20 protein-coding genes are annotated in these 21,914 nt (G+C 69.6%); 7 read left to right on the forward strand and 13 right to left on the reverse strand.

The window, feature by feature from the left end; translation table 11 throughout:
* Positions 1 to 26 precede the first annotated feature (26 nt).
* The 5 genes from DEJ28_RS09820 to sufB all read right to left on the reverse strand — a co-directional run bounded on the left by DEJ28_RS09820 (position 27) and on the right by sufB (position 4,225).
* Complete coding sequence (locus DEJ28_RS09820; protein ID WP_111114625.1) at positions 27 to 356, reverse strand: metal-sulfur cluster assembly factor; 330 nt, start codon at positions 354 to 356, stop codon at positions 27 to 29.
* On the reverse strand, positions 356 to 1,123 hold the full coding sequence (gene sufC, locus DEJ28_RS09825; protein WP_111114626.1) for a Fe-S cluster assembly ATPase SufC: 768 nt from the start codon (positions 1,121 to 1,123) through the stop codon (positions 356 to 358). Before sufC ends, DEJ28_RS09820 begins: the two co-directional genes overlap by 1 nt.
* 85 nt (positions 1,124 to 1,208) lie before the next feature.
* The gene (locus DEJ28_RS09830; RefSeq protein ID WP_111114627.1) at positions 1,209 to 1,535 is read right to left on the reverse strand and encodes a non-heme iron oxygenase ferredoxin subunit; all 327 of its coding nucleotides are present in this window, start codon (positions 1,533 to 1,535) and stop codon (positions 1,209 to 1,211) included.
* Positions 1,535 to 2,806, reverse strand: a complete 1,272-nt coding sequence (gene sufD / locus DEJ28_RS09835; protein WP_111114628.1) for a Fe-S cluster assembly protein SufD — start codon at positions 2,804 to 2,806, stop codon at positions 1,535 to 1,537. Before sufD ends, DEJ28_RS09830 begins: the two co-directional genes overlap by 1 nt.
* The gene (sufB, locus tag DEJ28_RS09840) at positions 2,807 to 4,225 is read right to left on the reverse strand and encodes a Fe-S cluster assembly protein SufB (protein ID WP_111114629.1); all 1,419 of its coding nucleotides are present in this window, start codon (positions 4,223 to 4,225) and stop codon (positions 2,807 to 2,809) included. It lies immediately after the preceding gene.
* A 267-nt stretch (positions 4,226 to 4,492) separates the two neighbouring features.
* Here sufB and DEJ28_RS09845 point away from each other — a divergent pair, with 267 nt between their 5' ends.
* Positions 4,493 to 5,485, forward strand: a complete 993-nt coding sequence (locus tag DEJ28_RS09845; RefSeq protein WP_111114630.1) for a COX15/CtaA family protein — start codon at positions 4,493 to 4,495, stop codon at positions 5,483 to 5,485.
* A 329-nt stretch (positions 5,486 to 5,814) separates the two neighbouring features.
* Here DEJ28_RS09845 and DEJ28_RS09850 read toward each other — a convergent pair whose 3' ends face one another.
* Complete coding sequence (locus DEJ28_RS09850) at positions 5,815 to 6,741, reverse strand: heme o synthase (RefSeq protein WP_111114631.1); 927 nt, start codon at positions 6,739 to 6,741, stop codon at positions 5,815 to 5,817.
* Between the two features lie 478 nt (positions 6,742 to 7,219).
* Between DEJ28_RS09850 and tkt the strand changes: the two genes are divergently transcribed.
* From tkt to pgl, 6 genes are all read left to right on the forward strand, one after another.
* Positions 7,220 to 9,313, forward strand: coding sequence for a transketolase (gene tkt, locus DEJ28_RS09855; protein WP_111114632.1), 2,094 nt, complete (start codon positions 7,220 to 7,222; stop codon positions 9,311 to 9,313).
* A 155-nt stretch (positions 9,314 to 9,468) separates the two neighbouring features.
* The gene (gene tal / locus DEJ28_RS09860) at positions 9,469 to 10,581 is read left to right on the forward strand and encodes a transaldolase (protein ID WP_111114633.1); all 1,113 of its coding nucleotides are present in this window, start codon (positions 9,469 to 9,471) and stop codon (positions 10,579 to 10,581) included.
* Entirely contained in the window at positions 10,581 to 12,179 is a 1,599-nt protein-coding gene (locus tag DEJ28_RS09865) for a phosphoglucose isomerase-related protein (protein WP_111114634.1), read from the forward strand. Before tal ends, DEJ28_RS09865 begins: the two co-directional genes overlap by 1 nt.
* 22 nt (positions 12,180 to 12,201) lie before the next feature.
* The gene (gene zwf / locus DEJ28_RS09870; protein WP_111114635.1) at positions 12,202 to 13,740 is read left to right on the forward strand and encodes a glucose-6-phosphate dehydrogenase; all 1,539 of its coding nucleotides are present in this window, start codon (positions 12,202 to 12,204) and stop codon (positions 13,738 to 13,740) included.
* Positions 13,737 to 14,681: a glucose-6-phosphate dehydrogenase assembly protein OpcA gene (locus tag DEJ28_RS09875; protein WP_111114636.1), complete on the forward strand. Its 945-nt coding sequence runs from the start codon at positions 13,737 to 13,739 to the stop codon at positions 14,679 to 14,681. Before zwf ends, DEJ28_RS09875 begins: the two co-directional genes overlap by 4 nt.
* A 111-nt stretch (positions 14,682 to 14,792) precedes the next feature.
* Entirely contained in the window at positions 14,793 to 15,563 is a 771-nt protein-coding gene (gene pgl / locus DEJ28_RS09880) for a 6-phosphogluconolactonase (protein WP_111114637.1), read from the forward strand.
* 218 nt (positions 15,564 to 15,781) lie between these two features.
* Here pgl and DEJ28_RS09885 read toward each other — a convergent pair whose 3' ends face one another.
* The 7 genes from DEJ28_RS09885 to rapZ all read right to left on the reverse strand — a co-directional run bounded on the left by DEJ28_RS09885 (position 15,782) and on the right by rapZ (position 21,767).
* Positions 15,782 to 16,141 (reverse strand): RNA polymerase-binding protein RbpA, encoded by a 360-nt coding sequence (locus tag DEJ28_RS09885; RefSeq protein WP_111114638.1) that lies wholly within the window; start codon positions 16,139 to 16,141, stop codon positions 15,782 to 15,784.
* 3 nt (positions 16,142 to 16,144) lie between these two features.
* A complete protein-coding gene (gene secG / locus DEJ28_RS09890) occupies positions 16,145 to 16,396 on the reverse strand; it encodes a preprotein translocase subunit SecG (RefSeq protein WP_058727797.1) in 252 nt (83 codons plus the stop codon).
* 118 nt (positions 16,397 to 16,514) lie between these two features.
* Positions 16,515 to 17,294, reverse strand: coding sequence for a triose-phosphate isomerase (tpiA, locus tag DEJ28_RS09895; RefSeq protein WP_111114639.1), 780 nt, complete (start codon positions 17,292 to 17,294; stop codon positions 16,515 to 16,517).
* Entirely contained in the window at positions 17,291 to 18,508 is a 1,218-nt protein-coding gene (locus DEJ28_RS09900; RefSeq protein WP_111114640.1) for a phosphoglycerate kinase, read from the reverse strand. Before DEJ28_RS09900 ends, tpiA begins: the two co-directional genes overlap by 4 nt.
* A 3-nt stretch (positions 18,509 to 18,511) precedes the next feature.
* Positions 18,512 to 19,516 (reverse strand): type I glyceraldehyde-3-phosphate dehydrogenase, encoded by a 1,005-nt coding sequence (gene gap, locus DEJ28_RS09905; RefSeq protein ID WP_111114641.1) that lies wholly within the window; start codon positions 19,514 to 19,516, stop codon positions 18,512 to 18,514.
* A gap of 277 nt (positions 19,517 to 19,793) precedes the next feature.
* The gene (gene whiA / locus DEJ28_RS09910) at positions 19,794 to 20,774 is read right to left on the reverse strand and encodes a DNA-binding protein WhiA (RefSeq protein ID WP_111114642.1); all 981 of its coding nucleotides are present in this window, start codon (positions 20,772 to 20,774) and stop codon (positions 19,794 to 19,796) included.
* Positions 20,775 to 20,849: 75 nt separating this feature from the next.
* Positions 20,850 to 21,767, reverse strand: coding sequence for an RNase adapter RapZ (gene rapZ, locus DEJ28_RS09915; protein WP_111114755.1), 918 nt, complete (start codon positions 21,765 to 21,767; stop codon positions 20,850 to 20,852).
* Positions 21,768 to 21,914 lie beyond the last annotated feature (147 nt).

The following is a 21,914-nucleotide window of genomic DNA, read 5'->3' on the forward strand; positions in this document are numbered from 1 at the left end:
GCGCCTCCCGTCAGAGGTGGTCGCGACTAGATCGAGAACCCGAGCGCGCGCATCATCTCGCGCCCGTCGTCGGTGATCCGCTCCGGACCCCACGGCGGCATCCAGACCCAGTTGATCCGGAACGCGTCGACGATGCCGTCGAGCGCGTTCGCGGTGTCCCCCTCGATGACGTCCGTCAGCGGGCAGCCCGCGCTGGTCAGCGTCATGCTGATCACGAGCGCGGTCGCCTCGTCGTCCCAGGCGAGGTCGTAGATGAGCCCGAGGTCGACGATGTTCACGCCGAGTTCCGGGTCCTGGACCTCCTTGAGGCCCTCGACGACCTCGTCGAACTTCTCCGGTGCGAGTGCGGCGATCATCAGTTGCCCGCCGCTGCGGCCTGCACGTACCGGTCGTAGCCCTCGTTCTCGAGGCGCTCGGCGAGCTCCGGGCCACCCTGCTCGGCGACACGGCCGGCGACGAACACGTGCACGAAGTCCGGCTTGATGTAGCGGAGGATGCGCGTGTAGTGCGTGATGAGCAGCACACCGAGGCCGGTTGCCGCCTTGGCACGGTTGACGCCCTCGGAGACGATCTTCAGCGCGTCGACGTCGAGGCCGGAGTCGGTCTCGTCGAGCACGGCGAACTTCGGCTTGAGGAGCTCGAGCTGCATGATCTCGTGACGCTTCTTCTCGCCGCCGGAGAAGCCCTCGTTGACGTTGCGCTCGGCGAAGGCCGAGTCCATCTTGAGGTCGGCCATCGACTTGCGGAGGTCCTTCACCCAGCTGCGGAGCGCGGGCGCCTCGCCGTCGATCGCGGTCTTCGCGGTGCGGAGGAAGTTCGACACCGTGACGCCGGGGATCTCGACCGGGTACTGCATCGCGAGGAACATGCCGGCACGGGCACGCTGGTCGACGCTCATCGCGAGGACGTCCTCACCGTCGAGGGTGATCGAGCCGCCCACGACGTGGTAGCGCGGGTGACCGGCGATCGTGTAGGCGAGCGTGGACTTGCCGGAGCCGTTCGGCCCCATGATCGCGTGGATCTCGCCCTCGTTGATCGTGAGGTCGACGCCCTTGAGGATCTCCTTGGTGCCCTGATCGGTGTCGATCGAGACCTGGAGGTCGCGGATTTCCAGAGTGGACATTGCGTTCCTTCGGTTGCAGCTGTGGTGCGGCGTCAGCCGCGGGAAGTGTGGGGCGACGGCGGTCGGTCGACCGCCGTCGGGACGGTCAGTCGACCGGGACCGGGTCGTGTACGTCGACGTAGACGTCGCCGTCACGGACCTCGACCCGGAACACCGGGACGGGCTCGTAGGCCGGGAAGTTCAGCGGCTTGCCGGTCGCCAGCGAGAACCGGGACCCGTGGGCCCAGCACTCGAGCGTGTCGCCCTCGACGAACCCCTCCGCCAGGGAGATGTCGCCGTGGGTGCACGTGTCGCCGATGGCGTGCACCGAGCCCGCGGAGTCCTTCACGATGGCGACCGCGGTGCCGTCGACCACGGCACGCATCGGGCTGTCCACCGCGATGTCCGCTTCGGCGCAGACCTTCGTCGACATCAGGCCGTGGCTGCTTCCGTCTCGGGCGCGGCGAGGACCGTGCGCCCTTCGACGAGCTCCTGCTCGACCGCGGCGATGAGGCGTTCCTCGAGCTCAGGCGCGCCGATCTTCTGGATGACCTCGACGAGGAAGCCGAGCACGACGAGTCGACGTGCCTCTTCCTCGGGGATGCCGCGGGACTGCAGGTAGAACAGCTGCTCGTCGTCGAAACGACCGGTCGCACTTGCGTGGCCGGCGCCCTCGATGTTGCCCGTCTCGATCTCGAGGTTCGGGATGCTGTCCGCACGCGTGCCGTCGGTCAGCACCAGGTTGCGGTTCTGCTCGTACGAGTCGGTGCCGTCACCGGCGCGACCGATCAGCACGTCGCCGATCCACACCGTGTGCGCGCCCTGGCCCTGCAGCGCGCCCTTGTAGTTGACCCGACCGCGCGTGTTCGGCGCGTCGTGGTTCACGTAGACCTGCTGCTCGATGTACTGACCGGCGTCGGCGAAGTACACGCCGTACATCTCGGTCTCGGCACCCTGGGCGCCGAGGTGCGTCGACGGGTTGACCCGCACGACGTCGCCGCCGAGCGAGACCACGACGTGCTTGAGGAAGGCGTCTCGGCCGACCTCGGCGAAGTGGGTCGACACGTGCACGGCGTCGTCGTCCCAGTCCTGCAGGCTGACCACGGTCAGGCGGGAGCCCTGGTGGGCGACGATCTCGACGTTCTCGCTGAGGAGCGCCTTGCCGCGGTTGTCGAGCACCACGATGCCCTGGGCGTGCGCCTCGGCCGTGATGACCGTGTGCGCGGCGCGGGGCTGCGTGCCGAAGTCGGACCGGGTCAGCGTGATGAACTCGTGCGCCTCGGTCGCCTTGACGGTGATCGCGAGCACGGCATCGCGGGCGGTCCAGGCCGCCGCGGCCGCACGGTCCTCGGGGAGGCCGGCGGTCCCGACGCGGGGATCGTCGCTCCGACCCCACTCGACGTCGGCGCCGTCGGACTGCCGAGCGAGGAAGGGGTACGCGGATCCGTCGAGACCGCCGGCGAGCAGCGGCTGGAGCTTCGCGAGCGGTGCGAACTTCCAGTTCACCTCACGCCCGGTGACCGTCGGGAACGCGTCGATGTCGCCCGACTGCGGGCGCTCCGAACGGGTCTGGACCGGGATCTTCTTGTCCGGGGCGTCCCAGCCGCCGTCGGAGTGGGCTCCGGCGCCGTGCTGTTCGGCACCCTGGGCGGGTGCCGCGGGCTCGATCGGCTGGTCGATGTGGGGAGGGGTGGAGCTGGACATCTAGCCGACGGATCCTTCCATGCTCATCTCGATGAGCTTGTTGAGTTCGAGTGCGTACTCCATCGGGAGCTCCCGGGCGATCGGCTCGATGAAGCCACGGACGATCATCGCCATCGCCTCGTCCTCTGCCATGCCACGCGACATGAGGTAGAACAGCTGCTCCTCGCTCACGCGGGAGACCGTTGCCTCGTGCCCGAGCTGGACGTCGTCGACGCGGATGTCGATCGCGGGGTACGTGTCCGACCGCGAGATCGTGTCGACGAGCAGGGCGTCGCAACGAACCGTGTTCGCGGCGTGGTGTGCGCTCGGGTCGACCCGGACCTCGCCGCGGTAGCCCGCACGGCCACCGCCACGGGCGATCGACTTCGAGACGATCGAGGAGGTCGTGTACGGCGCCATGTGGATCATCTTCGCGCCGGCGTCCTGGTGCTGGCCGGGGCCGGCGAACGCGACGGACAGGGTCTCGCCCTTGGCGTGCTCACCGGCGAGGTAGATCGACGGGTACTTCATCGTGACCTTGGACCCGATGTTGCCGTCGATCCACTCCATCGTCGCGCCCTCGTGTGCGATCGCACGCTTGGTGACGAGGTTGTAGACGTTGTTCGACCAGTTCTGGATCGTCGTGTAGCGAACGCGGGCGTTCTTCTTCACGATGATCTCGACGACGGCCGAGTGGAGCGAGTCCGACTTGTAGATCGGGGCGGTGCAGCCCTCGATGTAGTGGACGTAGGAGTCCTCGTCCGCGATGATCAGCGTCCGCTCGAACTGGCCCATGTTCTCGGTGTTGATCCGGAAGTAGGCCTGCAGCGGGATCTCGACGTGCACGCCCTTCGGGACGTAGACGAACGATCCACCGGACCAGACGGCCGTGTTGAGCGCGGCGAACTTGTTGTCGCCGGCCGGGATCACGGTGCCGAAGTACTCCTCGAAGATCTCGGGGTGCTCACGGAGCGCGGTGTCGGTGTCCATGAAGATGACACCCTGCTGCTCCAGGTCCTCGCGGATCTGGTGGTACACGACCTCGGACTCGTACTGCGCGGCGACGCCGGCGACGAGACGCTGGCGCTCGGCCTCGGGAATGCCGAGCTTCTCGTAGGTCGAGCGGATGTCCTCGGGGAGGTCCTCCCACGACTGCGCCTGCTTCTCGGTGGAGCGCACGAAGTACTTGATGTTGTCGAAGTCGATGCCCGTCAGGTCGGCACCCCACGTCGGCATGGGCTTGCGCCCGAAGAGCGACAGCCCCTTCAGACGGTTCTTGAGCATCCACTCGGGCTCGTTCTTGAGGTTCGAGATGTCGGTGACGACCTCTTCCGAGATGCCACGACGGGCAGAGGCCCCGGCCTTGTCGGAGTCGGACCAGCCGAACTCGTATTGGCCGAGCCCTTCGAGCTCGGGACGGTCGATGAGCACGTCGGACATGGTCTCCTCGTTTCCTTCTCGCGTGGCAGCTTCTGTGGGGGTGAACCCGTGGCGTCTGGACGCCATTCCACCGCAGACCGCCGACACGGTGTTCTGTGCACGGCGGACACGGTGTTGCTCCCTCGCAACGTCGATGGTTCCACGCAGTACTGGGTTCCAGCGGCGATCTCGGCCCATTCGGAGCCGGCGCCTGCCTAGAATCGACTGCTGCTGAACCCTCCAATCCTACAGGTTCACTGCACGGAACAACAGGAAGGCACCACCCTCGTGACTCGCGTCGGATCCCCCGTCGACCAGGACGTCCGCCCTGCACGGTGGTGGTCCCTCCCCCGCGTGGTCGACCAACGCGTCGTCGTCCTCGCCTGGGCGTCGTTCATCGTCGAGGTCGTCCTGATCGGCACCGGCGGCCTCGTCCGCCTCACCGCGTCGGGCCTCGGATGCCCCACCTGGCCCAAGTGCACCGCGGATTCGCTGGTGTCCACGCCGGAGATGGGCGTGCACGGCATCATCGAGTTCGGCAACCGCCTGCTCACCTTCGTGCTCGTCGTCGTGGCCATCGCGATGTTCCTGCTGGTCGTCCGGATGCGCCGCACCCGCCCCGAACTGTTCTGGCTCGCGTTCGCCCAGGGCGCAGCGATCCCGGTGCAGGCCGTCATCGGTGGCCTCAGCGTGTTGACCAACCTCAACCCGTACGTCGTCGGACTGCACTTCGTCGTGTCGACGCTCCTCACGAGCATCACCGCCACGCTCGTCTACCGCTCGGTGAACGGCCCGCGGACCGGCCTCCGCCTCGTCCCCCGCTGGTACACGGGTGTCGTCCGCGGCACGGTCGTGGCCGCCGCGGTCACCGTCCTGCTCGGCATCCTCACCACGGGCAGCGGCCCGCACGCGGGCGCCTCCGAGGCCGTGGACGGCGGCCGTCTGCACCGCACCGGCTTCGACCCGGCGATCCTGCAGCACGTGCACGCGGTCCCCGCGTACGCCCTCTTCGCGCTGACGCTGGTGCTCGTCGTCGGCGCCGTCCGCCTGCGCCTCTCGAGCAGGTGGGCGCTCGTCCTGCTCGTCGTCGAGTTCGTGCAGATCGCCGTCGGGCTGACCCAGGCGCGCATGCACCTGCCCGTCGGCCTGGTCGGCACGCACATGGTCCTCGCCGGGCTGCTCGTCGGCACCGTCACCGTCGTGGTCCTCTCCACGCGGGGCAGTGCCGGGCGTGGCGCCGTGCGCGAGCCCACCGACCGCGAGGCCCTCACCACCGTCTGACACGGTCCACACGCACGTTCCGACATCCCGCGAATCGCTCGACTCGTGGGGTGTCGCGCGTCGTGCCCGGATGGTCCGTGCGCGGGACGTCGCCTCATCCACACGCATCCCCCGGGGTGCGGAGGCGACCAGCAGCCAGCCTGGAGGCGCGGTCCAGCTCCGCCACGCGCCTCCAGGCCGCTGTGGGCACGCCCACCGCCCCACGCGCGTCCGACACGCAGCGCGCGAAACACCGCGCAACGCACGAGACGCCGCCGTTCCCGGCGGCGTCTCGTGACGGAGGCGGTGTCTCGCGTTGGCAGCGGCGCCACGGCGGCGCCGCGCGCGCCCTAGAAGGTGAAGACCTGCGGCAGCAGCGGGTCGATGCCCACGGCGATGAAGAGCAGCGTCAGGTACGTGATCGAGCTGTGGAAGACCCGCATCGGCTGCACGTGCTCGACGTGCTGGATCGCCCGCGAGTAGAGGCGGTGCGACTCGACGACGAACCAGATGCCGCCGGCCAGCGCGACGACCGTGTAGAGCGGCCCCATGTGTGCGACCGGGATGAGCAGGAGCGAGCAGACCAGCGTCGCCCAGGCGTACAGGACGACCTGCAGCCCGACGACAGTGCGGCCCCGGACGACGGCGAGCATCGGCACGTCGGCGGCGTCGTAGTCGTCGCGGTACTTCATCGACAGCGGCCAGTAGTGCGGCGGCGTCCAGAGGAAGATCACCATGAAGAGGATGACCGGCGCCCAGGTCAGCGACCCGGTGACGCCCGCCCAGCCGATGAGCACCGGCATGCAGCCCGCGGAGCCGCCCCAGACGATGTTCTGCGGGGTGCGGCGCTTCAGCCACAGCGTGTAGACGAACACGTAGATGAGGATCGCGATGACGCTGAGGGCGGCGGCGAGCCAGTTCACGAGGAAGCCGAGCACCGCGGTCGACAGGACCCCGAGGATCCACGAGAACACGAGTGCCTGGCGGTCGGTGAGCTCACCGGTGACGAGCGGCCGCGTGCTGGTCCGCTTCATGAGGCGGTCGATGTCGCGGTCGATGTAGCAGTTGAAGGCCGAGGCCGAACCGGCGGACATCGCGCCGCCGAGCATCGTCCAGAACACGAGCCAGAGGTCGGGGACACCGCGTTCGGCGAGGAACATCGTCGGGGCCGTGGTGACGAGCAGCAGCTCCATCACCCGCGGCTTCGTCAGCGAGACGTACGCTCGGACCTTGCGGGACAGCGTCGATCGGGGTCGATCGGTGTCGGGCCGGGTCACGGTGGCAGTCGGCAAGGGAACCTCAGTCTGTTCGCGTCAGCTCGCACGCTCGGTGGTCGGCTTCGTCGTCGTCGGGGCGTGCGTCGACCCGGAATGACCACGGGTCCCCGACAGTTTACGTGATCGAGGCGCCGCGACGATGCCCGCCCCGCCATCCGGATCGAAGTGGACACCGACGGGCGCGACCGACAGCACCGACGGGCGCGACCGCCAGCACCGGCGGGCGCGACCGACACGCCCGGCGGGACCGGGCCGGCGTGCAGCCGCGAGGACAACTCGCGTCACCTGAACACCTTCTGAGTACGCGGTCACTATGCTGGAGTCGCCCTCCCGCAGTGCGTGCCCCGATGACGTCGGCCGCGAAGAGCCGGTCGGTGGCCGCGAGACGGCGACTCGACGAAGGCCCCGGGATGGCGATCATGTCCGTGCGATGGCACGAGCCCTCGCACATGTCGCATCAAGAAGGGTCAACATCCAAGTGGCTGAATTCACCTGGGACGCCATCGACAGGAAGGCCGTCGACACGGCCCGCGTACTCGCCGCCGATTCGGTCGAGGCCGCCGGCAACGGTCACCCCGGCACCGCGATGAGCCTCGCGCCGCTCGCGCACCTCCTCTTCCAGAAGGTGATGCGTCGCGACCCCAGCGACTCCACCTGGATCGGTCGCGACCGCTTCATCCTCTCCGCCGGCCACGCGTCGATCCTGCAGTACGTGCAGTTCTACCTGCACGGCTACGGGCTCGAGCTCGACGACCTCGAGCACCTCCGCAAGTGGGGCTCGCGCACGCCGGGTCACCCGGAGTACGGCCACACCGACGGCGTCGAGATCACGACCGGCCCGCTCGGCCAGGGCCTCGCCTCCGCCGTGGGCTTCGGCTACGCGCAGCGCTACGAGCGTGGCCTCTTCGACCCGGAGACCGCCGACGGCGAGTCGCCGTTCGACCACTTCACCTACGTGATCGCCGGAGACGGTGACATGCAGGAAGGCGTCACGAACGAGGCCGCGAGCCTCGCAGGCCGCCAGCAGCTCGGTCGCCTGGTCGTCTTCTACGACTCGAACCAGATCTCGATCGAGGACGACACCGACATCTCCTTCTCGGAGAGCGTCCCCGACCGCTACGAGGCGCTCGGCTGGCACGTGCAGGTCGTCGACTGGAAGAAGACCGGCGAGTACTCCGAAGACGCCGAGTCCCTCCACGCCGCGATCGAGGCCGCCAAGGCCGTCACCGACAAGCCGTCGCTCATCGTCCTCAAGACGATCATCGGCTGGCCGTCGCCGACCAAGCAGAACACCGGCAAGATCCACGGTTCGGCGCTCGGCAAGGACGAGATCACCGGCCTCAAGGAGATCCTCGGCTTCGACCCGGAGCAGACGTTCCACGTCGACCCCGAGGTCCTCGAGTACACCCGCGGTGCGATCGCCAAGGGCCAGGCGCAGCACGCCGAGTGGCAGCAGACCTTCGACGCGTGGGCCGCGGCCAACCCGGAGAAGAAGGCGCTGTTCGACCGCGTCCAGGCCAAGGAGCTCCCGGCGGACCTCGAAGCCGCCCTCCCGGTCTTCCCGACCGGCAAGGACGTCTCGACGCGTGCCGCCTCCGGCAAGGTCATCAACGCCATCGCGCCGCTCATGCCCGAGTTCTGGGGCGGCTCGGCCGACCTGGCCGAGTCGAACCTCACCACGATCGAGGACGCCAAGTCCTTCGGTCCGGCCGAGGCCTCGACGAAGGTGTGGTCGACCGACCCCTACGGCCGCGTGCTGCACTTCGGCATCCGCGAGCACGCCATGGGCTCGATCCTCTCCGGCATCGTCCTGCACGGGAACACCCGCCCCTTCGGTGGCACGTTCCTCATCTTCAGCGACTACATGCGCCCGGCAGTCCGTCTCGCCGCGCTCATGAAGGCGCCGGCGATCTACGTCTGGACGCACGACTCCATCGCCCTCGGCGAGGACGGCCCGACGCACCAGCCGATCGAGCAGCTCACCGCGCTGCGTGCGATCCCGGGTCTCGACGTCGTCCGCCCGGCCGACGCCAACGAGGTCGCGTACGCGTGGCTCGAGATGCTCAAGCACCAGGACCGCCCGGCCGGCATCGCGCTGAGCCGCCAGAACCTCCCCGTGTTCGAGCGCGGCGAGGGCGAGGCATCCGGCGAGGTCTTCGCCTCGGCGAAGAACGTCGCCAAGGGTGCGTACATCCTGGCCGAGGCGCCGAACGGCACCCCGGACGTCATCCTCATCGGCTCCGGCTCCGAGGTGCAGATCGCGATCGACGCACGTGAGCAGCTCAAGGCCGAGGGCATCAACGCCCGCGTCGTGAGCGCCCCGTCGCTCGAGTGGTTCTTCGAGCAGTCGGAGAACTACCGCGACCAGGTCCTGCCGAAGAACGTCACCGCTCGCGTGTCGGTCGAGGCCGGCATCGCGATGAGCTGGCGCGACATCGTCGGCGACAAGGGCCGCAGCGTCTCGATCGAGCACTTCGGTGCCTCGGCCGACTACCAGACGCTGTTCAAGGAGTTCGGCTTCACGACGGAGCACGTCGTGGCCGCCGCGAAGGAATCGATCGCGGCTTCCTGACCCGCAGGGGCCGGGTCCGGTTCGCCGGATCCGGCCCTTCTTCCGGGAGGCGCGGCTCGGCCCCGCCACGCGCCTCCCGGTCCCCCGTACCCCGACTCCACGGCCCCCGTCGCATCCACGACACCGGCCAGTCGATGAAAGAAGAAGAGACACACATGGCTGAGAACACCCCCACCGCCGCCCTCTCCGCGGTCGGCGTGAGCATCTGGCTCGACGACCTCTCCCGCGAGCTCCTCGAGACCGGCAAGCTCACCGAGCTCATCGAGCAGAAGAACGTCGTCGGCGTCACCACGAACCCGACGATCTTCGCCTCGGCCCTCGCCAAGGGCGAGCGCTACGACGCGCAGGTCAAGGAGCTGGCCGCCGCCGGCACCGAGGTCACCGACGCGATCTTCGAGATCACCACGCAGGACGTCGCGAACGCCTCCGACGTCTTCAAGCCGATCTACGACGAGACCAAGGGCTTCGACGGCCGTGTCTCGATCGAGGTCGAGCCGGGCCTCGCCCACGAGACCGCGAAGACGATCGAGCAGGCGAAGTTCCTGTTCGAGAAGGTCGGCCGCGAGAACGTCCTCATCAAGATCCCCGCGACGCTCGAGGGCCTCGAGGCGATCACCGAGGTCATCGGCGCCGGCATCTCGGTGAACGTCACCCTGATCTTCTCGCTCGAGCGCTACCGCGCCGTCATCGACGCCTACCTCGGCGGTCTCGAGAAGGCCAAGGCCGCCGGCCACGACCTCTCGAAGATCCACTCGGTCGCGTCGTTCTTCGTGTCGCGCGTCGACTCCGAGATCGACAAGCGCCTCGACTCCGTCGGCACGGACGAGGCGAAGGCCCTCAAGTCGAAGGCCGGCATCGCGAACGCGCAGCTCGCCTACCAGGTCTGGACCGAGGCGTTCGCCTCCGAGCGCGCCCTCGGCCTGCTCGAGTCCGGTGCGAACACCCAGCGTCCGCTCTGGGCCTCGACCGGCGTCAAGGACCCGTCGCTGCCCGACACGCTCTACGTGACGGAGCTCGCCGCGCCGAACACGGTCAACACGATGCCGGGCAAGACGCTCGACGCCACGTTCGACCACGGTGAGATCCACGGCGACGCGATCGCCGGCACGTTCGACCAGGCCCAGCAGGTCCTCGACCAGCTCGCCGCGCAGGGCGTCGACTACGACGAGGTCGTCGCGCTGCTCGAGAAGGAGGGCGTGGACAAGTTCAACGTCTCCTGGGGCGAGCTCGTCGACACCGTCAAGGCAGCGCTCGAGGGCGCCAAGTAGTGACGGTTTCCATCGCAGCCAGCGGCGACGCCGCGCGGGCCATCGAACAGGTGGTCCCGCGGCTCGTCGCTGACCTGGTGGCCTCGGGCATCACCGCCCAGGACGCCGACCTGTGGGGACCCGGCGCCGAGGCCGAGGCGTCGAAGCGCCTCGGCTGGGTGGAGGCCGTCTCGGTCTCCCGCCCGCTCGTCGCCGAGGTGACCGCGCTGCGCGAGTCGCTCCGTGCCGAAGGGGTCGACCACGTCGTCCTCGCCGGCATGGGCGGCTCGTCCCTCGCGCCCGAGGTCATCACGCGCACCGCCGGCGTGCCCCTCACCGTGCTCGACTCGACCGACCCCGCGCAGGTCCGTGCCGCCGTGTCGACCCACCTCGAGCGCACCGTGCTCGTCGTGTCGTCAAAGTCCGGCTCGACCCTCGAGACCGACTCGCAGCGCCGTGTGTACGAGCAGGCCTTCCGCGACGCCGGCATCGACCCGGCCCGCCGCATCGTCGTCGTCACCGACCCGGGCTCCGCGCTCGAGGCCGCCGCGACGGACGCCGGCTACCGCGTCTTCACCGCTGACCCGACGGTCGGCGGCCGGTACTCCGCACTCACCGCCTTCGGCCTCGTGCCGTCCGGCCTCGCGGGTGCGGACATCGCCGAGCTCCTCGACGAGGCCGACGCGATCTCCGCGCTGCTCTCCGTCGACCTGGACGAGAACCCCGGGCTCGTGCTCGGCGCGGTCCTCGCCGGTACCCAGCCGCTGCGCGACAAGATCGCCATCGTGCCGGACGGCACCCACATCGTCGGCTTCGGCGACTGGGTGGAGCAGCTGATCGCCGAGTCCACCGGCAAGGACGGCCGCGGTCTGCTGCCCGTCGTGCTGCACACGGACTCCCCCGAGATCACCGCCGCCCTGCCGGACGTCCAGGTCATCCGCCTGGTCGGTTCGCGCGAGGACGAGCGCCACGTCGCCGAGGGCGAGGTCGAGATCACCGGCACGCTCGGTGGACAGATCCTGGTCTGGGAGTACGCGGTCGCGGTCGCCGGTCGGCTGCTCGGGATCAACCCGTTCGACCAGCCGGACGTCGAGGCCGCCAAGGTCGCGACCCGGGCACTGCTCGACGACCGCCCCGCTCCGGCCGAGCCGGCGTTCACCGAGGACGGCGTCGCCGTCCGCGCGACGCCTGGACTCGCGGTCGGGACGACACTCGCCGGCGCCGTGTCGGGCCTCCTGTCCGCACTCGACGCAACCGGCTACGTGTCGGTCCAGGCGTACGTCGACCGCACCGCGAACGGTGACCTCGAGTCGCTGCGCGACGCGATCGCGGCGCGCACGGAGCGCCCCGTCACCTTCGGGTACGGACCGCGGTTCCTGCACTCGACCGGCCAGTACCACAAGGGCGGCCCCGCCACGGGAGTGTTCCTGCAGATCGTGGCGGACGAAACGGACGACCTGGCGATCCCGGGCCGGCCGTTCACGTTCGGGCAGCTCCTCCAGGCTCAGGCAGCCGGCGACGCGAGTGTCCTCGCCGAGCACGGCCGACCGGTCCTCACCCTCACGACGTCGGACGTCCACGCCGCCACCGCGGCGATCACGTCCGCCGTCTCCCACTGACTCGTAAGGAGTTCACCGACTCATGTCACCGGTGGCAATCACCCCGGAGCACAACCCGCTCCGGCTGCCGACGGATCGTCGACTGAACCGGATCGCGGGACCGAGCACGCTCATCATCTTCGGCGTGACGGGCGACCTGTCACGCAAGAAGCTGATGCCCGCGGTCTACGACCTGGCCAACCGGGGGCTCCTGCCCCCGGGGTTCGCGCTCGTCGGGTTCGCGCGTCGCGACTGGGAGGACCAAGACTTCTCCCAGCTCGTGCACGACGCCGTCAAGGAGCACTCGCGCACCCCGTTCGACGAGGACGTCTGGCGTCAGCTCGAACAGGGCATCCGCTTCGTGCAGGGCTCGTTCGACGACCCCGAGGCGTTCCGCGAACTCAAGCGCACGGTCGACGACCTCGACGCCGAGCGCGGGACGCTGGGCAACCACGCGTTCTACCTGTCCATCCCGCCGAAGATGTTCCCGGTCGTCACCGAACAGCTCAAGCTGTCCGGCCTGACCGAGAAGCGCGAGGGCTCGTGGAGCCGCGTGGTCGTCGAGAAGCCGTTCGGCTCCGACCTCCGCACCGCGCGCGAGCTGAACGCCATCGTCGAGAGCGTCTTCGCGCCCGACGACGTGTTCCGCATCGACCACTACCTCGGCAAGGAGACCGTCCAGAACCTCCTGACGCTCCGGTTCGCGAACCAGATGTACGAACCCATCTGGAACTCGAACTACGTCGACCACGTGCAGATCACGATGGCGGAGGACATCGGCGTCGCCGGACGTGCCGCGTACTACGACGGTATCGGTGCGGCGCGCGACGTCATCCAGAACCACCTGCTGCAGCTCCTCGCGCTCACCGCGATGGAGGAGCCCGTCTCGTTCAAGGCCGCGGACCTCCGCGCCGAGAAGGAGAAGGTGCTCTCCGCCGTGCGGCTGCCCGACGACCTGTCGACGGCCACCGCCCGCGGGCAGTACGCCGGCGGCTGGCAGGGCGGCGAGAAGGTGCTCGGTTTCCTCGACGAGGCGGGCATGAACCCGGAGTCCGGCACCGAGACGTACGCGGCGATCAAGCTCGACATCGCGACGCGTCGCTGGCAGGGCGTCCCGTTCTACCTGCGCGCGGGCAAGCGCCTCGGCCGTCGTGTGACCGAGATCGCGATCGTGTTCAAGCGCGTCCCCGAGGACGTCTACGGCAACACGCAGTCCCCGCTCGGCCAGAACGCACTCGTGATCCGCGTCCAGCCGGACGAGGGCGTCACGCTCCGCTTCGGCTCGAAGGTCCCCGGCGTCGGCACCCAGGTGCGTGACGTGACGATGGACTTCGGCTACGGCCACGCGTTCACCGAGGCCTCGCCCGAGGCGTACGAGCGACTCATCCTCGACGTGCTCCTCGGCGACCCGCCCCTGTTCCCCCGGCACCAGGAGGTCGAGCTCTCCTGGAAGATCCTCGACCCGATCGAGGAGTTCTGGGCCACGCAGGGCCAGCCCGAGCAGTACCGTCCCGGCACGTGGGGTCCGGCGTCCGCCGACGCCCTGCTCGCCCGCGACGGCCGGACCTGGAGGCGTCCATGAAGATCGACATGCCGAACACCACGGTCTCGAAGATCCAGAAGAAGCTCGTCCACATCCGCGAGGAGGGCGGCGCCGTCGCACTGGGTCGCGTCCTGACCCTCATCATCTCGACGGCCCTCGGCCACGAGGAAGAGGCGATCGACGCGGCGAACGAGGCCTCGCGCGAGCACCCGATGCGGGTCATCATCGTGTCGAAGAACAGCGGTGACACGAAGTCCCCCGGTCGCCTCGACGCGCAGATCCGGGTCGGCAGCGACGCGGGTGCGAGCGAGGTCATCGTCCTCCGTGCCTACGGCGAGACCGCGACGGACGAGGAGAGCCTGGTCACGGGCCTCCTGCTGCCGGACGCTCCCGTCGTGGCCTGGTGGCCGCAGACCGCGCCGGAGCAGCCCGCGGCCTCGGCGCTCGGCCGCATCGCCCAGCGCCGGATCACCGACGCCGCCGCGCAGAAGGACCCGAACGGTGCGATCGAGGCCCTCGGTGCCTCGTACGTGCCGGGCGACACGGACTTCGCGTGGACCCGGCTCACCCTGTGGCGGAACCAGCTCGCCGCGGCGCTCGACCAGCCGCCGTACGAGCCGGTCACCGCGGTCGAGGTCTCGGGCGCGTACGACAGCCCGTCAACGATCCTCCTCGCCGCGTGGCTGCAGCTGCAGCTCGAGGTGCCGGTGTCCGTCGTCACCTCACCTCGTGCGACCGGGTCCAGCGGCATCCACGGCGTCAAGCTCGTCCGCGAGTCGGGCGTCATCGAGCTCGAGCGTTCCCTGGTGGACGTCGCGACGCTCTCGATGCCCGGACAGCCGACGCACGACCTGTCGCTGCCGCGCCGCAACCTGCGCGACTGCCTGGCCGAGGAACTCCGTAGACTCGACCCGGACGTCCTCTTCGGAGACGTCGTCAAGCACGGGGTGCGACAGCTGCGCGAGTCGATCGCGGACTGACAGAGCCCCACACGACCGGCCGGTCCCGCTCGCCCGAGCACCAGGACCGGCCGGTCGGTCGGACCGACGGCGGTCGGTGCACCGATCGACCGCCACGAACACGGGAGTCACGTGACCAACGAACGGCGGGTGCTGGTGCACCCGGACAAGCAGGCCCTCGGCGCTTCGGTCGCCGCACGCTTCATCACGAAGATCATCGACGTGCTCGACGAGCAGGAGCGCGCGGACATCGCGATCAGCGGTGGCTCGGTGTCGTCGCTGGTCCTCGCCGCGATCGGCCAGTCCCAGGCGCGTGAGAGCGTCGACTGGTCGAAGGTGCACGTGTGGTGGGTCGACGAGCGCTGGGTGCCGTCGGGTGACGCCGATCGCAACATCACCGGCACGCAGACCGACTTCTTCGACCACGTCGACATCCCGGAGTCGAACATCCACCCCATCGCCGCGTCCGACGCGGGGATCACCATCGACGAGGCCGCCGAGCAGTACGAGCGCGAACTGCTCGCCGCCGCCCCCGGTGACGCGGTCGCGCCGAGGTTCGACATCACGCTGCTCGGCGTCGGCCCCGACGGGCACACCGCCTCGCTGTTCCCCGAGTTCCCGCAGCTCGCCGTGACCGACCGAGCCGTCCTGTCCGTCGACGACTCCCCCAAGCCGCCGCCGCAGCGTCTCACGCTCACCTTCCCGGTGATCAACGCGTCGCAGCGGGTCTGGGTCATCCTGTCGGGTGCCGAGAAGGCCTCCGTCCTCGGGCTCGCCCTCGCGGGTGCGGCCGTCGACGAGGTCCCCGTCGGTGGCGTCCAGGGCCGCAAGCGCACCGTGTTCTTCGTCGACCAGGACGCCGCGCGCGACGTCCCCGAGAACCTCATCGCCTCGACCTACTAGACGAGGCTGCCACGGACGGGAGGCACGGTGCCAGCTGGCACCGTGCCTCCCGTCCTTCTGTTGGTCGCGTCCTCAGGCCGCGCCGCCGTCGAGATCGCACTCCGGCTGCCACGGTCCGCCGAGTCGGCGCACGAAGTGCGATCTCGACAACACGCGCCCGCACGAAGAAGGCCCCCACACCTGACGGTGCGGGGGCCTTCGTGTGATGCTCGGGAGGACTACTTCGCGGTCCCGCGTCGCTGCCGGAGCTGCTGCAGCGCGTCCTCGAGGAGCTGCGCTGCCTCTTCCTCGGTGCGGCGCTCCTTCACGTACGCGAGGTGCGTCTTGTAGGGCTCGGTCTTCGCGACCTGCGGAGGGTTCTCCTTGTCGCGACCGGCCGGCAGGCCGCTCGTCGGCGAGTCCACCGTCTCCGGGATCTCTTCGTCGGGAAGGCCGGCGGCGAAGTACCGCACGACCTCGTTGCCGTGGGCGTCCCAGTAGGAGATCGCCACCCGTTCGGCCTGGACCCCGCGGTCCTGCTCCCCCATCGGACCCGCGCCGACGCGCGAGCCCCGGATTGCACTGCCTCCGCTTGCCATGGACTAGCTCCCCGCCGTGAACTTGTTGATGAGACCGAGCACGATGATCGAGACGATCCAGACCAGACCGAGGATCACCGTGATGCGGTTGAGATTTCGCTCGGCGACGCCGGACGCCCCGAGGTTGCTCGTCACGCCGCCGCCGAACATGTCGGAGAGGCCGCCACCGCGGCCCTTGTGCAGCAGGATGAGGAGCGTGAGCAGGAGGCTCGTGATTGCGAGCAGGACCTGCAGCACGACGGAGAGAATCGCCACGACGTACCTTTCATGTCAGTCAGCCATCCGAGTATACCGGCCAGGTGGTCGGTCGAGGTCCTCGGGCTGGGCGTGGCACAGGCCGGCCGCACGGAGCGACCGGCCTGTGACCGGTGGATCAGAGTCCGACGTGCTGCCGGAAGCGCGCGATGGCCGCGAACTCCTGCACGTCGAGCGAGGCGCCACCGACGAGCGCGCCGTCGATGTCGGGCTCGCGGAGGAACCCGGCGATGTTGCCGGACTTCACCGAGCCGCCGTAGAGCACACGTGTCGCGACTGCCGCTTCGTCGCCCCAGGCCGCAGCGATCCCGCGACGCAGGGCGGCGCAGTCCTCCTGGGCCTGCTCCGCGGTGGCGGCCTGACCCGAGCCGATGGCCCAGACCGGCTCGTACGCCACGACGATCTCGGACGGCTTCACGGCGTCGAGGACGACGCGCAGCTGCTCGACGGGCACGACGCCGGCGCCGCGCTCCTCGCGCTGCGCACCGGTCTCGCCGACGCAGACCACCGGCACGAGACCGTGCCCGACGGCCGCGGCGGTCTTCGCGGCCACGACCTCGTCGGTCTCACCGTGCAGCGTGCGCCGCTCGGAGTGGCCGACGATGACGTACTGCGCGTCGAGTGCGGCCAGGAACGCCCCGGACACGTCGCCGGTGTAGGCACCGGAGTCGTACTGGGACAGGTCCTGCGCGCCGAACCGGATCGGCAGCTTGTCCGCCGAGATGAGCGTCTGCACGCTCCGGAGGTCGGTGAAGGGCGGGAACACCGCGACCTCGACGTCGTCGAAGTCGTGGCGCGCGTCCTTCAGCGTCCAGGCGAGCTTCTGCACCGTGGCGATGGCCTGGAGGTGGTCCAGGTTCATCTTCCAGTTACCGGCGATGAACGGCGTGCGGCTCATGCGGACCAACCGAGTGCTTCGAGACCGGGGAGCGACTTGCCCTCGAGGAACTCGAGGCTCGCACCGCCACCGGTCGAGATGTGCCCGAACTGGTCGTCCGAGAAGCCGAGCGAACGGACCGCCGCCGCGGAGTCGCCACCGCCGACGACCCCGAGGCCGTCGACCTCGGTGAGCGCCTGGGCGACCGTCTTCGTGCCCGCGGCGAAGGCGGGGAACTCGAACACGCCCATCGGGCCGTTCCAGAAGACCGTCTTCGAGCCGGACACCGCCGACGCGAACCGCGCCGCCGTCTCCGGGCCGATGTCGAGGCCGATGCCGTCGGTGCCGAACGAGGACGACTCGATCGCCTCGGCCAGGACCGTCTCGTGGTCGGCGTCGGCCGCGAAGCCGGACGCCACGACGACGTCGGTCGGCAGGTCGATGGTGACGCCGAGCTCCTTCGCCCGCGAGAGGTACTCGCGGACGACGTCGAGCTGGTCCGCCTCGAGCAGCGACTTCGCGACGCCGTGGCCCTGGGCCGCGAGGAACGTGAAGAGCATGCCGCCGCCGATGCACAGCGTGTCCACCTGCGGGAGCAGGTGGTCGATGACGCCGAGCTTGTCGCTGACCTTCGAGCCGCCGAGCACCACCGTGTAGGGGCGCGCCGGTTCCTTCGTCAGTCGCTCGAGCACGCGGAGTTCGGTCTCGATGAGCGAACCGGCTGCGCTCGGCAGGGCCGAGGCGAGTTCGTACACCGAGGCCTGCTTGCGGTGCACGACACCGAACCCGTCGGAGACGAACGCGTCACCGAGGGCCGCGATGCGGCTCGCGAAGTCACCGCGCACGGCGGCGTCCTTCGAGGTCTCCTCCGGGTTGAAGCGGAGGTTCTCGAGCAGCAGGACGTCGCCGTCGCCGAGAGCGCTGGCGGCCTCGGTGGCCTCGTCGCCGACGGTCTCACCGACGAACGTGACCTCTTTCCCCAGCAGCTCGGAGAGCCGCTGCGCGACCGGTGCGAGCGAGAACTCCGGCTTGGGCTCGCCGTCGGGGCGGCCCAGGTGGGAGATCACGATGACGCGCGCGCCGGCGTTGATGAGGGTGTTCAGGGTGGTCAGCGACGCGCGGACGCGGCCGTCGTCCGTGATCTGGCCGTCCTTGAGCGGGACGTTCAGGTCACAGCGGACGACGACGCGCTTGCCGGCGAGGTCGCCGAGGTCGCCAAGCGTTCGGAGGGCCATGTGTTACAGACGCTCGCCGACGTACTCGGTGAGGTCGACGAGGCGGTTCGAGTAGCCCCACTCGTTGTCGTACCACGAGGTGATCTTGACGAGACCGCCGATGACCTTGGTCAGGCCGGAGTCGTAGATCGAGGAGTGCGGGTCCGTGGTGATGTCGGTCGACACCAGCGGGTCCTCGCTGTAGAGCAGGATGCCCTTGAGGGGGCCTTCTGCGGCTTCCTTGTAGGCGGCGTTGATCTCGTCGACCGTGACCTCGGACTTGGTCTCGAGCGTGAGGTCGGTGATCGACCCGGTCGGGACCGGCACGCGGAGCGCGAAGCCGTCGAGCTTGCCGGCGAGCTCCGGGAGGACGAGGCCGATGGCCTTCGCCGCACCGGTGGAGGTCGGCACGATGTTGAGTGCGGCGGCGCGGGCACGACGCGGGTCCTTGTGCGGGCCGTCCTGCAGGTTCTGGTCGGCGGTGTACGCGTGCACCGTCGTCATGAGACCGCGCTCGATGCCGAACTTGTCGTGGAACACCTTGGCGAGCGGCGCGAGGCTGTTCGTGGTGCAGGACGCGTTCGAGATGATGTGGTGGTTCGCGGGGTCGTACTGACCCTCGTTCACGCCGAGCACGATGGTGACGTCGTCACCCGAGGCCGGGGCGGAGATGATGACCTTCTTGGCGCCGGCGTCGATGTGCTTCTGCGCGTCGGCTGCCTTGGTGAAGAACCCGGTCGACTCGATGACGATGTCGACGCCCAGCTCGCCCCAGGGGAGGTTGGCGGGGTCGCGCTCCGCGAGGACCTTGATCGGCTTGCCGTCGACGACGATGTTGTCGCCGTCGAGCTCGACCGTTGCCGGGAGCTTGCCGGTGATGGAGTCGAACTTCAGCAGGTTCGCGAGCGACGCGTTGTCGGTGAGGTCGTTCACCGCCACGATCTCGAGGTCGCTGCCCTTGGCCAGAGCGGCCCGGAAGAAGTTACGGCCGATGCGGCCGAAGCCGTTGATACCGATCTTGACGGTCAATGGATCTCCTGGTGGGTGTGGAGCGCCCGGGGGCGCTGCTTTCGGAGTCGCAGGCCCTGCGGGCCCGCGTGTGGTGGACGATACGCCCCGTAACGTCGCCGTAACGACCCTAGCAGTCGGACACTGCGTGACCGGCGCGGATGACGGTCCGTCCGGACGGTCCCGCTGGACGCCCCGTCGCGACGCGCGTCGCGGCTCTGGACGCGACCGCAGACGGACGGGAGGCGCGGTGCCAGCTGGCACCGCGCCTCCCGTCAGAAGGGTCGACCGACCGCGATCAGACGCCCTCGAGTTCCTCGGGGACGCTCGCCTCGGTGCCCGGGATCCCGAGGTCCGACGCGCGCTTGTCCGCCATCGCGAGCAGGCGGCGGATGCGGCCGGCGATGGCGTCCTTCGTCATCGGCGGCTCGGCGTGCTGGCCGAGCTCGTCGAGCGACGCATCACGGTGCTGCAGCCGGAGCGAGCCGGCGTACTGCAGGTGGTCGGGGACCTCGTCGCCGAGGATCTCGAGCGCACGCTCGACCCGCGCGCACGCGGCGACCGCGGCCTGCGCGGAGCGACGGAGGTTCGCGTCGTCGAAGTTCACCAAGCGGTTGGCGGTGGCACGGACCTCGCGGCGCTGGCGCATCTCCTCCCAGTCGGCGGTGGTGCGGGCGGCACCCATCACGGTGAGCATCTGGCCGATGGCCTCGCCGTCGCGGATGACGACCCGGTGCACCCCACGGACCTCGCGGCCCTTCGCGGCGACGCCGAGACGCGACGCGGCACCGACGAGCGCCATCGCGGCCTCGTTGCCGGGGCAGGTGACCTCGAGCGCGGCGGCACGACCGGGATCGGTCAGCGTGCCGGAGGCGAGGAACGCACCGCGCCAGATCGCAGCGAGGTCCTCGCGGTTGCCCGTGGTGAGGCGGTTCGGCAGCCCGCGGACCGGACGGCGACGGGCGTCCATGAGGCCGGTCTGCCGGGCGAGGGTCTCCCCCGCCTCGAGCACACGCACCAGGTACCGGGTGCCACGACGGGCGGACGCGGACGACCCCACCGACGCCTCGCTCCGCACGCCGTACAGCTCGGCGAGGTCCTTGCGCACACGGTGCACGATGATCCGGGTGTCGAGTTCGACCTCGACCGCGATCCGGCCCGAGATGACGTGCAGGCCGCCAGCGAACCGCAGGATGGTCGCGAGTTCGGCGGCGCGGACCGTGTTGCGGTTCACGACGACCCGGGCCAGTTCGTCCTTGACCTCGGCAGTCAACGGCACAGCATCATTCCTAACGTTTCTTCTGGTGGGGTCCGCGTGCCCGGCGCACGGCGTGTGGAGCGGCCGGAGGGACGGTCACTCCCGGCCGAGATCTCGGTTCTTCACACGCACGGCGACGCCTGGCATCCCGCGGAGGATGTTCGCCAACTCGGCGACGATGGCGACCGAGCGGTGCTTCCCGCCGGTACAGCCGATGGCGATCGTAGCGTGTCTTTTGTTCTCGCGCTGGTACCCCTCGAACACCGGCTCGAGCACGGAGGCGTAGCGGTCCACGAACGGACGGGCCCCCGGCTGTGCGAGAACGTAGTCCGAGACGGGCCGGTCGAGCCCCGTGTGCGGGCGGAGTTCCGGCACCCAGTACGGGTTCGGGAGGAACCGGACATCCGCCACCATGTCGGCATCGGCGGGCAGCCCGTACTTGAACCCGAAGCTCATCAGCGTCACCTGGACCCCCACGAAGTGGTCGTCGGCGAAGCGCTCGGTGACGGCGTTCGCGAGCTGGTGGATGTTGAGGTCCGAGGTGTCGATCACGAGGTCCGAGGCCTCGCGGAGCGCGGACAGCCGGGCACGCTCTCGGGCGATGCCGTCGAGCAGCGTGTCCTCGCCCTGCAGCGGGTGCGGTCGGCGGACCTGTTCGAACCGTCGGACGAGGACGGCGTCGGTCGCCTCGAGGAAGAGCACGCGGACCCGGGCCGACGTCGTCGAGCGGACCTGCTCGACCGCCTGCTCCGGGTTCGTGAAGAACCGGCCACCGCGGACGTCGACGACGGTCGCGATCTTCGGGATCTTCTCCCCCGCGCGGTCGGCGAGCTCGGTGAGCGGCGCGAGCATCTGGGTCGGCAGGTTGTCGACGACGTACCACCCGAGGTCCTCCAGCGCCTTGCCGACGGTCGAGCGTCCGGCGCCGGACATGCCGGTGACGATGAGGATGTCGTGCTGCTGCGGCGATCGGGTCGATGCCTGGTCGCGATCGTTCTTCGGGCCGTCGTTCATCGGGCCGTCGTCCATCGGGCTGTCGTTCATCGGGCACCGTCGGTCATCTGGGAGTGGGCTCCGTCGTGGCGGCCCGGGCGCGTCGCCCGGGGGAGGTCTCGGCTGCGGGACAGTCTCGGTTGCGGGACAAGGGTATCGCCCAGGGGC

This window comes from Curtobacterium sp. MCPF17_002 (assembly GCF_003234115.2).
Classification (GTDB): Bacteria; Actinomycetota; Actinomycetes; order Actinomycetales; family Microbacteriaceae; genus Curtobacterium.

Coding starts and splice junctions, on each gene's coding strand:
- tpiA (WP_111114639.1), bottom strand. CDS start 17,294: ATGAGCCGCACGCCGTTCATCGCCGGTAACTGGAAGATGAACCTGGAC.
- DEJ28_RS09820 (WP_111114625.1), bottom strand. CDS start 356: ATGATCGCCGCACTCGCACCGGAGAAGTTCGACGAGGTCGTCGAGGGC.
- rapZ (WP_111114755.1), bottom strand. CDS start 21,767: ATGAACGACGGCCCGAAGAACGATCGCGACCAGGCATCGACCCGATCG.
- tal (WP_111114633.1), top strand. CDS start 9,469: ATGGCTGAGAACACCCCCACCGCCGCCCTCTCCGCGGTCGGCGTGAGC.
- sufC (WP_111114626.1), bottom strand. CDS start 1,123: ATGTCCACTCTGGAAATCCGCGACCTCCAGGTCTCGATCGACACCGAT.
- DEJ28_RS09900 (WP_111114640.1), bottom strand. CDS start 18,508: ATGGCCCTCCGAACGCTTGGCGACCTCGGCGACCTCGCCGGCAAGCGC.
- DEJ28_RS09885 (WP_111114638.1), bottom strand. CDS start 16,141: ATGGCAAGCGGAGGCAGTGCAATCCGGGGCTCGCGCGTCGGCGCGGGT.
- sufD (WP_111114628.1), bottom strand. CDS start 2,806: ATGTCCAGCTCCACCCCTCCCCACATCGACCAGCCGATCGAGCCCGCG.
- DEJ28_RS09875 (WP_111114636.1), top strand. CDS start 13,737: ATGAAGATCGACATGCCGAACACCACGGTCTCGAAGATCCAGAAGAAG.
- zwf (WP_111114635.1), top strand. CDS start 12,202: ATGTCACCGGTGGCAATCACCCCGGAGCACAACCCGCTCCGGCTGCCG.
- DEJ28_RS09830 (WP_111114627.1), bottom strand. CDS start 1,535: ATGTCGACGAAGGTCTGCGCCGAAGCGGACATCGCGGTGGACAGCCCG.
- sufB (WP_111114629.1), bottom strand. CDS start 4,225: ATGTCCGACGTGCTCATCGACCGTCCCGAGCTCGAAGGGCTCGGCCAA.